General features: G+C 72.6%; 14 protein-coding genes. 9 read left to right on the plus strand and 5 right to left on the minus strand.

Annotated elements, in window-relative coordinates:
- Nucleotides 1-53 precede the first annotated feature (53 nt).
- The gene (panB, locus tag ACWDLG_RS05460; RefSeq protein WP_354912940.1) at nt 54-878 is read left to right on the plus strand and encodes a 3-methyl-2-oxobutanoate hydroxymethyltransferase; all 825 of its coding nucleotides are present in this window, start codon (nt 54-56) and stop codon (nt 876-878) included.
- Between the two features lie 208 nt (nt 879-1,086).
- Here the strand turns inward: panB and ACWDLG_RS05465 are convergent, their stop codons facing one another.
- Nucleotides 1,087-2,004, minus strand: coding sequence for a threonine/serine dehydratase (locus ACWDLG_RS05465; protein ID WP_449916262.1), 918 nt, complete (start codon nt 2,002-2,004; stop codon nt 1,087-1,089).
- A complete protein-coding gene (locus tag ACWDLG_RS05470) occupies nt 2,004-2,300 on the minus strand; it encodes an ArsR/SmtB family transcription factor (protein WP_449916265.1) in 297 nt (98 codons plus the stop codon). The genes ACWDLG_RS05465 and ACWDLG_RS05470 overlap by 1 nt, the downstream gene beginning before the upstream one ends.
- 67 nt (nt 2,301-2,367) lie before the next feature.
- On the opposite strand from ACWDLG_RS05470, the gene ACWDLG_RS05475 reads away from it, so the two are divergent.
- Nucleotides 2,368-2,673 carry a hypothetical protein gene (locus ACWDLG_RS05475; protein WP_449916267.1) on the plus strand — a complete coding sequence of 102 codons (306 nt, stop codon included), beginning with the start codon at nt 2,368-2,370 and terminating at the stop codon, nt 2,671-2,673.
- Nucleotides 2,674-2,996: 323 nt separating this feature from the next.
- Here ACWDLG_RS05475 and ACWDLG_RS05480 read toward each other — a convergent pair whose 3' ends face one another.
- Nucleotides 2,997-4,178, minus strand: a complete 1,182-nt coding sequence (locus tag ACWDLG_RS05480; protein ID WP_449916270.1) for a trans-sulfuration enzyme family protein — start codon at nt 4,176-4,178, stop codon at nt 2,997-2,999.
- Between the two features lie 60 nt (nt 4,179-4,238).
- On the opposite strand from ACWDLG_RS05480, the gene ACWDLG_RS05485 reads away from it, so the two are divergent.
- From ACWDLG_RS05485 to ACWDLG_RS05510, 6 genes are all read left to right on the plus strand, one after another.
- Nucleotides 4,239-5,639 (plus strand): aminotransferase-like domain-containing protein, encoded by a 1,401-nt coding sequence (locus ACWDLG_RS05485; RefSeq protein ID WP_449916272.1) that lies wholly within the window; start codon nt 4,239-4,241, stop codon nt 5,637-5,639.
- A 529-nt stretch (nt 5,640-6,168) separates the two neighbouring features.
- The gene (locus ACWDLG_RS05490; RefSeq protein WP_449916275.1) at nt 6,169-7,047 is read left to right on the plus strand and encodes an ATP-binding cassette domain-containing protein; all 879 of its coding nucleotides are present in this window, start codon (nt 6,169-6,171) and stop codon (nt 7,045-7,047) included.
- Nucleotides 7,040-7,783: an ABC transporter permease gene (locus ACWDLG_RS05495; RefSeq protein WP_449916277.1), complete on the plus strand. Its 744-nt coding sequence runs from the start codon at nt 7,040-7,042 to the stop codon at nt 7,781-7,783. Before ACWDLG_RS05490 ends, ACWDLG_RS05495 begins: the two co-directional genes overlap by 8 nt.
- An 11-nt stretch (nt 7,784-7,794) precedes the next feature.
- The gene (locus ACWDLG_RS05500; RefSeq protein ID WP_449916280.1) at nt 7,795-8,904 is read left to right on the plus strand and encodes a sensor histidine kinase; all 1,110 of its coding nucleotides are present in this window, start codon (nt 7,795-7,797) and stop codon (nt 8,902-8,904) included.
- Nucleotides 8,901-9,506: a response regulator transcription factor gene (locus ACWDLG_RS05505; protein ID WP_354912958.1), complete on the plus strand. Its 606-nt coding sequence runs from the start codon at nt 8,901-8,903 to the stop codon at nt 9,504-9,506. The genes ACWDLG_RS05500 and ACWDLG_RS05505 overlap by 4 nt, the downstream gene beginning before the upstream one ends.
- A gap of 335 nt (nt 9,507-9,841) precedes the next feature.
- The gene (locus ACWDLG_RS05510) at nt 9,842-11,065 is read left to right on the plus strand and encodes an MFS transporter (RefSeq protein WP_449916282.1); all 1,224 of its coding nucleotides are present in this window, start codon (nt 9,842-9,844) and stop codon (nt 11,063-11,065) included.
- A 196-nt stretch (nt 11,066-11,261) separates the two neighbouring features.
- On the opposite strand, the gene npdG is transcribed toward ACWDLG_RS05510, so the two are convergent.
- Nucleotides 11,262-11,924, minus strand: a complete 663-nt coding sequence (npdG, locus tag ACWDLG_RS05515; RefSeq protein WP_449916285.1) for an NADPH-dependent F420 reductase — start codon at nt 11,922-11,924, stop codon at nt 11,262-11,264.
- A 97-nt stretch (nt 11,925-12,021) separates the two neighbouring features.
- Between npdG and ACWDLG_RS05520 the strand changes: the two genes are divergently transcribed.
- Nucleotides 12,022-12,600 (plus strand): hypothetical protein, encoded by a 579-nt coding sequence (locus tag ACWDLG_RS05520; RefSeq protein WP_449916288.1) that lies wholly within the window; start codon nt 12,022-12,024, stop codon nt 12,598-12,600.
- On the opposite strand, the gene ACWDLG_RS05525 is transcribed toward ACWDLG_RS05520, so the two are convergent.
- Nucleotides 12,541-13,494, minus strand: coding sequence for a LysR family transcriptional regulator (locus tag ACWDLG_RS05525; protein ID WP_449916290.1), 954 nt, complete (start codon nt 13,492-13,494; stop codon nt 12,541-12,543). The genes ACWDLG_RS05520 and ACWDLG_RS05525 overlap by 60 nt on opposite strands.
- Nucleotides 13,495-13,515: the final 21 nt, after the last annotated feature.

A 13,515-nucleotide genomic window follows, 5' to 3' on the forward strand; every position in this document is an offset into this window, starting at 1 on the left:
AGGTCCGGGTACGCCACTGGGGCGACTCGAGACGGCTCAGGAGGGTTACACCCATGTCCTCTTCCCTGTACGGCGGCGCCCTCGGGCGCAGGGTCACCGTCCGCGACCTCGCGGCGGCCAAGGAGCGCGGCGAGAAGTGGCCGATGCTGACCGCCTACGACGCGATGACGGCCCGCGTGTTCGACGAGGCGGGCATCCCCGTCCTGCTCGTCGGCGACTCGGCGGCGATGGTCGTCTACGGCTACGACTCCACGCTCCCCGTCTCCGTCGACGACCTGCTGCCGCTGACCGCGGCCGTGGTGCGCGGCTCCTCGCGGGCGCTGGTCGTGGCCGACCTGCCGTTCGGCTCCTACCAGTCCTCCCCCGCGCAGGCGCTGGAGTCGGCGGCCCGCTTCATGAAGGAAGCCGGAGCGCACGCCGTCAAGCTGGAGGGCGGACGCAGGGTCCTGCCGCAGGTCGAACACCTGGTCTCGGCGGGCGTGCCGGTCATGGCGCACCTCGGGCTGACACCCCAGTCGGTCAACGCCTTCGGCGGCTACCGGGTGCAGGGCCGCGGCCAGGCGGGCGACGAGCTCATGGCCGACGCCAAGGCCCTGGAGCAGGCCGGGGCCTTCGCGGTGGTGCTGGAGTGCGTGCCGGCCGAACTGGCCGAGCGGGTCACCACGTCGCTGGCCATCCCGACGATCGGCATCGGGGCGGGGGTCGGCACGGACGCGCAGGTGCTGGTCTGGCAGGACCTGATGGGTCTGACGGCGAAGCCGGCCAAGTTCGTCAAGACGTACTCGGATCTGGGCGCGGAGATGGACAGGGCGGTCCGCTCCTTCGCCACCGAGGTGGCCGCGGGAGTGTTCCCGGCGGCCGAACACGCCTACAGCTGACGCGGTGAAGGCGGGCCGGCCCCGAACATGCGACCGGCCCGCCTCCCCGAGGAACAGCCCAGCCCTCCGGCTCCCCTGCCGGCCGCGCTGGCCCACCCGCCTGGGCTGCCGGGCCTACCCGCCGCACAGGACGCACCCCAGCCCGCCAGGCCGCGACCGGCAGCACGAACCCACCCACCGCCGCCGGGTCGGACCGGGGCCCGACAAGCTACCCGAGGGTGGCGGGGTCGGTGTTGGACCCGCACAGCACGACCGCGACCCGCTCACCGGGCGCCCGCTCGTAGGCGCCGGACAGCAACGCCGCGTACGCGGTCGCACCGGCGTGTTCGGCGGCGATCCTGTACTCCGCCCACAACGTACGCCGCGCGGCCTCGATCGCGTCGTCGGACACCAGCAGGCTCCTGACGCCCGCCCGCTCGACGATGCCGTAGGCCACGTCGCCGAGGCGGCTGGCGCCCAGCGCGTCGGCCGCGACCCCGCTCACGGCGACGGGGACGGGCCGTCCCTCCTTCAGCGCCTCGTGAAGCGTGGGGCAGCGCTCGGGCTCGACCGCGACAACCACCGGCGCGCCCTGGGACGCGCCCGAGCCTACGGTGACGCCTGCCACGAAACCGCCGCCGCCGACCGCGATCAGGATCGTGTCCACGCCGCCCGTCTGCTCCATCAGTTCGAGCCCGAGCGTGCCCTGCCCCGCGACCACGTCGGGGTGATCGTAGGCGTGCACCTCGAGCGCCCCGGTCTCGGCCGCTCGTTTGGCCGCCGCCTCCGCGGCCTCGGAGTAGATCGCCCCCGTCTGCGTGACGTCGGCGCCGAGCGCCCGCAGCCCCGCCACCTTCACGGGACTGGAGACCTCGGGTACGAAGATCTCGGCCCGCAGCCCGAGGGCCCTGGCCGCGTAGGCCACCGCGAGCCCGTGGTTGCCGCCGCTGGCGGCGATCACGCCCGCGTCCGGCACGGTGGCCGACAGCATCCTGTTGAACGCCCCCCGCACCTTGAAGGAGCCGGAGTGCTGCAGCGTCTCCAGTTTGAGGAACAGCCCTTCGCCGACCTCGACGACCGGGGTCCGCAGCACGCGACCCCTGATCCTGTCCGCCGCCGCCAGCACGTCGTCATACGAAACCGCCATCACAGCTCCCGCTCGATCGTTCGCTTCAGCTCGGCTATCCGTGCCTCGTCGCGCCGGTAGAAGACCCACTGCTTGATCTTCGTGCCCCGGATCAGCCCTGCCCTTTCCAGGATCTTCAGGTGCGCCGAGGCGCTCGGCTGTGTCATGCCGAGCTTGGTCGCGATGAAGATCGAACAGACGCCGTCCTCCATCAGATCGCCGTCGACCTGCGGCGGGAAATGGGCGACGGGGTCCTTGAGCCAGTCGAGGATCAGCAACCTCGGCTCGCTGGCGAGCGCCCGGAGAGTCGGCAGCACTGAGGAAGTTTCCTCAACGCCTAAGCGTCACGTCAAATCGTCGGCGCCGTCGAGTAGCTTTCCGAACATGGAATCGAACCTGCGCGAACGCTTCGTCGAACTGGTGGAATCCTGTGGTCCCGTGACCTGCGTCAGGTCCGCCACCTCGATGACCTTCCGCGGGCGCCGTGACTTCGCCGGAGCCCGCACCACTGCCCACGGCCTGACCGGCTATCTCGGCCTGCGCCGGATCGTCCACGACCGCCGCTTCGGCGGGGCCACGCGCTACACCGACCGTCTCTACGTGCACCGGTTCCACCTGCGCCACTGCGAGGACCTCGACGAGGAGTTCGCGGCCTGGGTCCGCGAGGCGTACCTGGTGGGCTCCGCCTGAGCCAGGGTGCGGAGACCTCGCCTTCGGCCGGGACAGCCCCGCCACCGTGAAACCCGTCGGTCCGCCCGAAGCCGCCCCTCTCCGCGAGTTCACTTCCGCTCGCCCGAAGCCGCCCCTCTCCGCAGGTCCTGCCCGAACACCGGAAGCCACCCCTCAACAGGTCCCATCGATCCGCCCGAAGCGCCCCTCCGCGGGGGAATCCCGGAAGCCACTCCTCAGCAGGTCCCATCGATCCGCCCGAAGCGCCCCTCCGCGGGTCCCCTCGGAACGCCTGAGGCCGCCCTTCTCCGCGAGTCGCTTCCGATCCGCCCGAAGCCGCCGTCTCAGCGGGCCGCGTCCAGGGCCTGGGCGAAGTCGGCCCAGAGGTCCTCGGCGTGCTCGATCCCGACCGCCACCCGCACCGTGCCCTCGGAGATGCCGTGCCGTCCCAGTTCCTCCGCGCTCAGCGACCTGTGCGAGGTCGTGGCCGGGTGCAACACCAGCGTCTCCACGCCACCGAGCGAGGGCGCGAGCAGCGCCAGCCGCAACGCCGCCATGAACCTCTCGCCGGCCGCCCGACCACCCGCGAGGTCGAACGAGAACACTCCCCCGAACTCGGGCAGCAGCTTGACGGCCACGTCGTGCGACGGGTGCGAGGGCAGACCGGGCCAGTGCACGGCGCTGACGGCGGGGTGCTCGGCGAGCCTGGTGGCCAGCACGCGGGTGTTGGCGCAGTGGCGCTCCATCCGCAGCGGCAGCGTCTGCATGCCACGCAGGGTCAGCCACGCGGCGAACGGGTCGGGGGTCGAGCCCAGTTCGATCGCGAAGTGCCACACCGTGCGGTGAAGTTCCTCGTCGGCGAAGACGGCGATGCCGCCGATCACGTCGGTGTGCCCCGACAGGTACTTCGTGGTCGAGTGGATCACGATGTCCGCGCCGTGCTCGAGGGGACGGCAGAGCACGGGCGAGGCGAAGGTGTTGTCGACGACGGACAGCAGGCCGAGGTCCTTGGCCGCCGCGCACATCGCGGGCAGGTCGGCGACCTGGCAGACCGGGTTGGCGATGGTCTCCAGGTAGACGAGCTTGGTCTCGGGCCGTACGGCCGCGCGCAGGGCCGCGGGGTCGTCCTCGGCGACGTAGGTGACGGAGATGCCGAAGCGGGCCACCATGTCGTTGATCATCGCGGCTGTCCCGCCGTACAGCGCCTTCTGGGCGATCAGGTGGTCGCCGGGCTTGAGCAGGCCGAGCAGGACCGAGTTGATCGCGCCCATGCCCGAGGCGGTGGCGACGGCCGCGACGCCACCCTCCAGACCGGCGACGGCCTCCTCCAGCGAGCGCACCGTGGGGTTGGAGAGCCTGCCATACACGAAGGCTCCGTCGGGCCTGCCCATGCCGTCGGCGAAGACCTCGGGGTCGTCGAACACGAACCCGGACGTCTGGTAGATCGGCACGGTGATCGGCACGCTTCCGCTGATCACGGGCTTGGGCAGGTGGACGGCACGGGTCTCGGGACGCAGTTGGCTCATACCGACAAGGATCGCCGTTCTGACGGCGGGATGTCAGAGCCAATCATCCATAATTGGTCCATGGATGAGGCCAATCTCGCGGATCTCCTCGGTCGATGGGCGTCCGGACGCGGCCCGCTCTACCTGCTGCTCGCCGCCCGGCTGCGCGATCTCATCGATGACGGGCTGCTGCCGCCCGGGGCTCCGCTGCCGCCCGACCGGGTTCTCGCCGGGGGGCTGGCGGTGGCGAGAGGCACCGTGGTCGCCGCCTACGACCTGCTCCAGCAGGAGGGGCGCGTCGTCAGGCGCAGAGGCAGCGGCACCCGTGTGGCCAGCGCCGACCTGCCCGCCACGCGCGCCACCAACGAGGTGGGCTCCAACCCGCTGCTGTCGCACATCCTCCACCCGCCGGACGGGGTCACGCTGCTGACCTGCGCCGCGCCCGACGAGCCACCGCCGTTGCTGGCCGAGGCCTTCGGCGAGGCCGTGTCGATGCTGCCCCGGCGCGACCTCGGCTACCACCCCGCCGGGCATCCCGCCCTCCGTGCCGCGATAGCCGCCTACTACACCGGGCGCGGCCTGCCCACCGACGCCGGCCAGGTCATCGTCACCACCGGCGCGCAGCAGGCGCTGACCCTGCTCACCGGCCTGCTGGTCAACCCCGGTGACACCGTCCAGACCGAGACGCCCACCTATCCGGGCGCGCTGGAGGTGTTCCGGCACGCCGCCGCGGTCGTCCGGGCGGGCGTCGAGGCGGGCGGCCGGCCCGCCCTGATCTACGTCACGCCCACGGCCAGCAACCCCACCGGCGCGATCATGGATACGGCGGAGCGCGGAAGGCTGGCCGTCTCGGCCGCGGCGCACGACGTCCCGCTCATCGACGACGAGGTCTGCGCCGAGCTGTGCTTCGCGGGCGACACCCCGCCCCCGCTCGCCGCCTTCACCCCGGGCGAGCAGGTCGTGACCATCGCGTCACTGAGCAAGCTCGTGTGGGGCGGGCTGCGCGTCGGCTGGATCCGCGCCGCTGCCCCGCTGGCCGCCCGGCTGGCCAGGCTCCGCGCCATCCACGACCTCGGGGGCGACGTGCTGTCCCAGCTGGCGGCGGTCGCGGTGCTGCGCAGGCTCGACGAGGTACGGCAGGCGCGCGTCGCGGTGCTGCGCGCGCAGCACGACCACCTCCTGGGCGAGCTGCGGGCCAAGCTGCCGTCGTGGGAGTTCGCCCCGGCGCTCGGCGGGCAGACGATCTGGGTCCGCCTGCCCCGTGGCGACGCCGACACCTTCGCCCAGGTGGCGCTGCGGCACGGGGTGGCGATCCCGCCCGGCCGGTCGTTCGACCCGGCGGGCGGGCATGCCGACCACATGCGGCTGCACTTCCTGTTCCCGAAGGAGGAGCTGACGGCGGCGGTCGACGCGCTCGTGAAGGCGTGGGACGCCTACGACGGAGCCCGCCACACCGCGTCCCGCCACACGCTGATCGTCTGACCCTGCCCGCGCGCTCGCGGCCGTGGGCGAGTCCCAGGGACCCGTCGCAGAAAGACCGGTCACTCAAGGCCCGTTTCCAGAAGGTCCGGTCACCGGAGCGCCGGTTACCCGAGAGCCGCCTGCCGGAGAACCGGTCCCAGGAGCCGGTCACAGGGGCCGGTTGCAGGGGATCCGTTTGCTGAAGGACCGTTTTCCGGACGGGGTCAGGCGAGTGCCGGTGTGGACGAGCGCCGCTCACACGAAGGCCGGTGTGGACGAGCGCCGCTCACGCGAGGGCCGGTGTGACGCCAAACCCGGTCATCCGAGGACCGGCGTGATCCCAGGCCCCGTCACGAGGGGCGGGCGCACGAGAGGCAGGCGCACGAGAGGCGGGCGCACGAGAGGCGGGCGACCAGTGGGCGGGGAGGCCGAGGCGGGATGGCCCGTGGTGTGTCTGCGGCTCCTCCGCCGGCGCATCGGCGCCGGAAAGCGTGACAAGACATGAATTCTTCACTGCCCGCCATCGAGCGCGGCCCGAAGAATCAGACCCATGATCCAGGTGAACGGGCTCACCAAGAGCTACGGAGACTTCCAGGCGGTGAAGGGCATCTCCTTCGAGGCCGTCCCGGGTGAGATCTTCGCGCTCCTCGGCAGGAACGGCGCGGGCAAGACGACCACGATCGAGGTTCTGGCGGGCTTCCAGCGCGCCGACGCGGGCGAGGTGCGGGTGCTCGGCCTCGACCCCGGCAAGGACCGGAGAGGGGTGCGCCGCCGCACCGGCATCATGCTGCAGGAGGCGGGGTTCTTCCCTGACCTCACGGTGGCCCAGACCGTCGACTCGTGGCGCGACTTCACCCCCTCGGCCCGGCCGACGCGGGAGGCCCTGGAGCTGGCGGGCCTGCTGGACCGGTCGGCGACGAAGGTGCGGCAGCTGTCGGGCGGCGAGAAGCGCAGGCTCGATCTGGCGCTGGCCCTGCTGGGCCGTCCCGACGTGCTGTTCCTGGACGAGCCGACCACCGGGATGGATCCCGAGGCGCGGCGCAACACCTGGGAGGTCGTCCGCGACCTCGCCGCCTCGGGCACCACCATCCTGCTGACCACCCACTACCTGGATGAGGCGCAGCGCCTCGCGAGCCGTATGGCGATCATGGATCGGGGCGAGATCGTCGCCGCCGGCGGCATGGCGGAGACGCTGGCCGCGCAGGCCGGACGGGTCTCCTTCGAGCTGCCTGCCGGCATCTCGCCGGGCGACCTGCCGCTGCCGGTGACGATGGAGGGCGGCGTGGCGACGTGCAGGGCGGAGGATCCGGATCTGGCCGCGCAGGAGCTGCTGAGCTGGGCGGCGGCCAAGGGCCTGCGGTTGCGCGGCATCGAGGTGCGGACGGCGTCGCTCGAAGACCTGTTTCTCGAAGGGATCGACCATGCGTGAGTTCGTGGCGGTGGCCCGGTTCGGCGGGCGGCTGTACTGGCGGGACAAGGTGGCGCTGTCGACCTCGGTGGCGTTGTCACTGGGGCTCGGCATCGGTCTGCCGTTCATGATGGCGAAGGTGCGGCCGGGCGTGCCGGGCGTCGTGCTGGACACGCATCTCGGCGTGCTGGCCATGGTGCTGACGGTGGCCGCGTTCATGCAGGCGGCGGTCACGCTGACCGCGCGCAGGGACCAGCTGATCCTCAAGCGGATGCGCGCCACGGGCCTGCACGACCGCGAGATCATCGGCGGCGAGCTGATCAACATCTCCGCGCAGACCGTGCTGCTCGCCTTCGTGGTGTGCGGGGTGCTCTACGCCGTCGCGGGCCTGCCGCTCCCCCGCAACCCGCTGGCGCTGGTGCTGTTCCTGGTGGCGGGCGTTTCGGTGCTGTCACTGCTCGGCGCGGCCTGGACGGCGGTGATCTCCCGGGCGGAAGTGGCGGCGGTCATGTCCATGCCGTGGTTCATGCTGGCGGGCGTGGGCGCGGGCGGTTTCGGGCCGGTCGTCAAGCTGCTGCCCGCATGGGTGGGCACCGTCCTGGACCTGCTGCCCACCGGCGGCCTCGTGGCGGGCGCGCGGGCCGCCTACACGGGAGAAGGAGGTCTGCTCCTGCCGCTGCTGAACCTGGCGGTGTGGGCGGTCGTCGCGCTGGTCTCGGTCCGCCTGTGGTTCCGATGGGAACCCAGGAAGTCATAATTGGTCGCGCCATGACATCAGAATCCGCCCGCCGCCTCGCGATCATCGTGATCACCACGATCTCCGCCTGCTACACGGTGATGGCCGTCGTGCTCTACCTCTGGTCGGCCTATCTCGTCATCGTCACGGTGCCCATGAGCCTGTGGGCCATGGCGGCGGGCGTGTGCATCGGGGTCACCCACTACCTGCACGTGCGGGCGGGCCTGCGCGGCCGGCGGCCGCCGCTGTTCCCGCTGACCCTCGTCCTGCAGACCGCCGCGACCTACCTGACCGACTTCGTCCTCCCGTACGGCTGGTCCGCCGTCGTCTCGCCGCTGCTGGCCGGATCGCTGCTGATCCTGCTGCCGCCGCGCGCCGCCTGGCCGCTGGTGGGGCTGGCCACGGCGTACCAGGGCTGGCAGATCTACGTGGCGACCAGCGGGCACCTGGCGCTGACGTTCTTCTACGCCGTCACCGTCTTCAGCACCGGCGTGATGATCTACGCGCTGGTCCGGAGCGCCCTGATGGCCAAGGAACTGGACCAGGCCAAGGCGGAACTGGCCGAGGCGGCCGTGCTCAAGGAGCGCCTGCGGATCTCCCGCGACCTGCACGACGGTCTCGGCCGCAGCCTCACCGCGATCGCGCTGAAGGGCGATCTGGCCGCCAGGCTCGTCGAGCGCGACCCGCTCGCCGCCAGGACCGAGGTCGGCGAGCTGGTGCAGGTGGCCCGCGAGGCCGTCCAGGACGTACGGCACGTCGCGCGCGGCTTCCGGCAGATGTCGCTGTCCGGCGAGGTCGAGCGGGCGACGGCGCTGCTGGCCGCCTCGGGCGTCGACTGCCAGGTCAACCTGGCCGCCGCGGCGCTGCCCCGTCCCTCGGAGGAGGCGCTGGCCTGGGGGGTGCGCGAAGGCGTCACGAACATCCTGCGGCACAGCCGCGCGACCACCTGCTCGATCAGCACCTCCGTCAGGGCGGGCACGGCACGCCTGGAAGTGGTCAACGACGGCGCCCCCGGCTCCCCGATGTCCAGGGGCAACGGGCTGACCGGCCTGAGCGAGCGGGCGAGCCAGGCGGGCGGCACCGTCACCGCCGAGCCGACGGAAGCGAACGGCTTCCGCCTCACCATGGAGGTTCCCGCGTGATCAGGGTGCTGCTCGCCGAGGACATGCACATGATCAGGGCCGCCCTGACCGCGCTCCTCCGCCTCGAACCGGACATCGAGGTCGTCGCCGAGGTGACCAGGGGCGACGAGATCGTGCCGGAGGCGCTGCGGGTCCGGCCCGACGTGGCGATCGTGGACATCGACCTGCCCGTGGTCGACGGCATCACCGCCGCCGCCACCCTGCGCACGCGGCTGCCGTCCTGCCGGATCCTGGTGCTGACGGCGATGGGCCAGCCCGGCCAGGTACGGCGGGCCTTGGAGTCGGGCATCGAGGCGTTCCTGGTGAAGGACGCCCCGGGCGACCGGCTCGCCGAGGCCATCCGCAGGACCGCGGCGGGACTGCGGGTGCTCGACGCCGACCTCGTGTCCTCGGCCATGGAGTACGGCGAGAGCCCGCTCACCCCGCGGGAGCGCACGGTCCTGGCGGAGGCGGCCCGGGGGGCGACGGCGGAGGAGATCGCCTCGCGGCTGCACCTGTCGGCGGGGACCGTGCGCAACTATCTGACCGGGGCGATCACCAAGACGGGCGCCAGGAACAAGATCGACGCGATCAGGATCGCGGAGGACGCGGGCTGGCTCTGACTGCGGGCCATCGCCCAGGTGGTGCGGACCGTGCTGGCCGTGGCGCTGGGGGCGTCCTTGGAGCCGTGGTCGGGCAGCGCCGGCGGCCGCCGCCGCGGACCGGCACGCCTGTCCCGCCCGGTCGCGCCCTTGAGCGCCGGTCGGCGTGCCCGTGGCTGGGGGCCGGAGCCGGGACCGGCCGACAGGGCAGACGCTCCGCGGTCGTCCGACCGGGAAGCGGCCCGGAAGCGGCCCGGAAGCGGCCCGGAAGCGGCCCGGAAAACGGTTGGACGTGGGGCAGGCGGGTGTGGTGACCCTTAGGGCCGAGATCTCGGTCCGAACGAAAGGCCTGCCGCGTGTCGTTGTGGCGCAACAGGAACTTCTCCATCTTTCTGGCGATCCAGGCGCTGTCGGTGGCGGGTGACTCCTTCTCCACGATCGCCATCCCGCTGCTGGTGCTGCGGGAGACCGGTTCGGTGGTCCAGATGGGCATGATGACCGCGTTGTCCGGGGTGGCCTCCCTGGTGGCGGGGGCGTTCGCCGGGCTGGCCGCCGACCGGCTGGACCGGCGACGGCTGTTGATCGGCTGTGACGTCGCGCGGGCCGCGCTCTACGCGCTCATCCCGCTGGTCTGGATCGTCGAGCCGCAGATCTGGCTGCTGTACGTGGTCGTGCCGGCGGGCGCGGCGCTGGGGATGGTCTTCCAGGTCACCTATGTGACGGTGGTGCCGCGCCTGGTCGGCAAGGACCAGCTGATGCGTGCCAACGGCCACCTGTACGCGGTCTACGCCGCGGCCAGCGTCGGCGGTCCCGCGCTGGCCGGTCTCGCCTCCCATCGGTTCGGCCCGACCGTGGCGCTCGGCGTCGACGCGGCGAGCTTCGCCGTCTCGGCGCTCGGCCTGTGCCTGGTACGGCTGCGCCCGGCCGAGGCGCCGACCGCCGCCGAGCGCGGCGGCTTCCTCGAAGGGGCCAGGTTCCTGTGGCGCCAGCCGGTGCTGCGCTGGCTGACGATACTGCTGACGTTCTACATCTTCCTCACGGCGGGGCTCGACGACATCGTCATCTACTACCTGAAGAACGATCTCGGCCAGAATGACGACGCCGTCGGAGTCGTGCTCACCTGCGGCGCCGTCGGCGCGCTGCTGGGGTCGGCGGCGGTGGCCAGGGTGCGGGGACGGCTCGGCTTCGGCCCGACCTGGATCACCGCGATCGCCCTGTCGGGTGTGGCGATCGCCTGCGCCGGGCTGGGCCCTGCCGTACCGGGGGTCGCGGCGGTCATGGCGGGGTTCGTCCTCAGCCAGTCCATCGGCGGCATCTCCTCGCAGTCGCTGCGCCAGGAGATCACACCCGACCATCTGCTCGGCCGGGTCACCTCGGCCTTCTGGACGATCCATTTCGCGCTGGGACCGATCGGCGCCGGTTTGCTCACGCTGGCGGCTTCGCGGCACGGCACTCCGCTGGTCGCGCTGGTGGCGGGGGTCGCCGTCGTCGTGATCGCGCTGGTGGGGGTGCTCACTCCGGTCAGGCACCGGCATCCGGCGCGGGTGGAGGTCGCGGTGCGTGAGGCGGGTCGGGTCTGACGTCGGGCGACGGTTCACCGGCCGGCATGCGACCATCCGAGGCCCGGACAAGTCGAACCGCCGAACCAACCGAACCGTCGGACCAGCCGAGCCGCCCGGGACAGCGGGAGCGGACGGCCCGCCGGCGGTCGCGGCCCCTCCCGCGTCGCGCGGTCCGCACGGGAGGGGCCGAGGCCGGTCGGGCCGGGGTGCGGGCTCAGACGTCGGTGATGCGGATGCCCGCGTGGGCCTTGTAGCGCCGGTTGATCGAGATCAGGTTGGCCGTCAGCGCCTCGACCTGGTGGGCGTTGCGCAGCCGCCCGCCGTACACGCCGCGGGCTCCGGGGATCTGCGCGGCGAGGGCCTGCACGGTGTCGGTGGCCTCGCGGTCGTCGCCGAGGACCAGCACGTCGAGGTCGATCTTCTCGACGGCCGGGTCGAGCAGCAGCATGGCCGACACGTGGTGGAAGGCGGCGACGACGCGGCTGTCCGGCAGGACGGCGGCGGCCTGCTGGGCGGCCGAGCCCTCCTCGACCGGCAGCGCGTAGGCGCCCTGCTTGTCGAAGCCCAGCGGGTTGACGCAGTCGATCACGATCTTTCCGGACAGGGGGGCGCGGAGGGATTCCAGCGTCGCCTTGTGGCCGTCCCACGGCACGGCGACGATCACGATGTCGGCCTCGGCGGCCACCTCGGCGTTCTCCGCTCCCCTCGCCCCGTTGCCGATGGACTCGGCCGCCTCGTGGGCGCGCCCCGCGCTGCGCGAGCCGATGAGTACGGGGTGCCCGGCGAGGGCGAACCTGCGGGCCAGGCCCTTGCCCTGGTCGCCGGTGCCGCCCAGGATGCCGATCGTCAACCCGCTCACTTCAGGAAGGTCAGTCATATCGCCGATGATGCCAGCAGCGGGGTTCGTGTGTGGAACCCAGGCCTCGGGCGCGGAAACGGGCGCGGGAACGTCACAGGTCAGGCACCATGGACGGATGGACGCAGGCTCGGTGGCTCTTCTCCGCGAGGTTCTGGCCGAGACCGGCTGGCTGGAGCGCACACGAGAGCTGGGCACGGCGCTGAGAGCCACCCGCTCCCCTGGCGGCCTGCTCCTGGTCGGCACGCCCGACGACGAGCCGTGGCACCTCACCGCCCATCTCGGCGACGAGGCGAGGCTGGCCGGGCTGCCGCAGCTGGCGCCGACGCTGGTGCGGTGGCAGCCGCCACAGCAGGCCCCGCCCCACCTGCGGGTCGGTCTCGACCGGATCGAGCGGGCGGGCAGGGGGGAGACGCTGTTCGTGGTGGCCGAACGGCAGGCGCCGGTGCCGCTGCTGGAGCGGGTCGACGACGCCAGGCGCACGGGTGCCACGATCCTCGCTCTGGGGTGCGGCGACTCGGAGCTGGCGGGGCTGGCGCACGACGCGCTGGTGATCCCGTCCGGCGGTCCGGTCAGTTTCGACGGCGCGCAGCATCTCGTCAGCACGGCCGCGGGCGAGCTGCCGCAGCGCCCGCGGCTAAAGGACCGGCTCGCCCGGCTGCTGGAGCGGGTCAGCGGCCCGCAGGTGGCCGACTAGCGCCTCCTCGATCGCCGCGATGACGACGGCCTGCACCGGGTCGGGCGCGCCCGAGCGCGTGCGGCTGAGGCGGGTGACGGCCTCGATCCTGCGCGCGCCCACCTCGGCGATCCGGCTCACCCTGACGAACCCCTCCGGCACGTCGAGCAGCGCGAGCTCGGGCACGATCGCCACCCCGTGGCCGGCCGCCACCAGCGCGAGCGTGGGCGGGAACTCCTCGATGACGTGCGCCCTCCTGGGCGTGAACCCGTGCCGCGCCGCCAGCCGTTCGAGCGCCTGCCCGCACGCCTGGTCGGGCCGTCCGGCCACCCAGGGGGCGGTGGCGAGCTCGGCGACGGTCGCCGGCGTCGACGGCCAGCCGGGCGGCACCACGACGCGGAACTCGTCGATGTGGAGCGTCCGCGCCACCAGCGAGGGCTGGAGCGGGCCGGGCAGGCTCGCGTCGCGCTCGGCGATCACCAGGTCCACCCCGCCGTGCCGCAGTTCCTCCCGTGCGGGCGGCCCGATCAGCTCGCGGATCACGGGCGTGATCCGCGGATGCCGTACGGCCAGCATGCGCAGCGCGGGGACGAGCAGATGCGTGATCACCGTGGGGAACGCGGCGATGGTCACCGGGCCCGCCAGCCGTTCGGTGAAGGTCGTCAGCTCCCGACGAGCCTCGGCGAGCTCGTCCTCGATCCGGTCGGCGTAGCCGGCCAGCACGCGCCCGGCCGGGGTGAGGGACACCCGGCGCTGTGACCGGTCGATCAGCGCGAGCCCGACCTCGCGTTCGAGCTGCGCGAGCTGCTGGGAGACGGCCGAGGCGGTCAGGTGCAGGGCCTCGGCCGCCCGCATGACCCCGCCCCGCCTGGCGACCTCGCGCAGGACGCGCAGCCGCCTCGGATCGATCTCCATTAGCTCAGCTTACGGGTAACT

This window comes from Nonomuraea sp. NPDC003727 (genome assembly GCF_053586935.1).

What these genes read in the sequence shown, in the direction of transcription:
- panB (WP_354912940.1), top strand. Translation starts at nt 54, where the DNA reads ATGTCCTCTTCCCTGTACGGCGGCGCCCTCGGGCGCAGGGTCACCGTC.
- ACWDLG_RS05465 (WP_449916262.1), bottom strand. Translation starts at nt 2,004, where the DNA reads ATGGCGGTTTCGTATGACGACGTGCTGGCGGCGGCGGACAGGATCAGG.
- ACWDLG_RS05475 (WP_449916267.1), top strand. Translation starts at nt 2,368, where the DNA reads ATGGAATCGAACCTGCGCGAACGCTTCGTCGAACTGGTGGAATCCTGT.
- ACWDLG_RS05480 (WP_449916270.1), bottom strand. Translation starts at nt 4,178, where the DNA reads ATGAGCCAACTGCGTCCCGAGACCCGTGCCGTCCACCTGCCCAAGCCC.
- ACWDLG_RS05485 (WP_449916272.1), top strand. Translation starts at nt 4,239, where the DNA reads ATGGATGAGGCCAATCTCGCGGATCTCCTCGGTCGATGGGCGTCCGGA.
- ACWDLG_RS05490 (WP_449916275.1), top strand. Translation starts at nt 6,169, where the DNA reads ATGATCCAGGTGAACGGGCTCACCAAGAGCTACGGAGACTTCCAGGCG.
- ACWDLG_RS05495 (WP_449916277.1), top strand. Translation starts at nt 7,040, where the DNA reads ATGCGTGAGTTCGTGGCGGTGGCCCGGTTCGGCGGGCGGCTGTACTGG.
- ACWDLG_RS05500 (WP_449916280.1), top strand. Translation starts at nt 7,795, where the DNA reads ATGACATCAGAATCCGCCCGCCGCCTCGCGATCATCGTGATCACCACG.
- npdG (WP_449916285.1), bottom strand. Translation starts at nt 11,924, where the DNA reads ATGACTGACCTTCCTGAAGTGAGCGGGTTGACGATCGGCATCCTGGGC.
- ACWDLG_RS05520 (WP_449916288.1), top strand. Translation starts at nt 12,022, where the DNA reads ATGGACGCAGGCTCGGTGGCTCTTCTCCGCGAGGTTCTGGCCGAGACC.
- ACWDLG_RS05525 (WP_449916290.1), bottom strand. Translation starts at nt 13,494, where the DNA reads ATGGAGATCGATCCGAGGCGGCTGCGCGTCCTGCGCGAGGTCGCCAGG.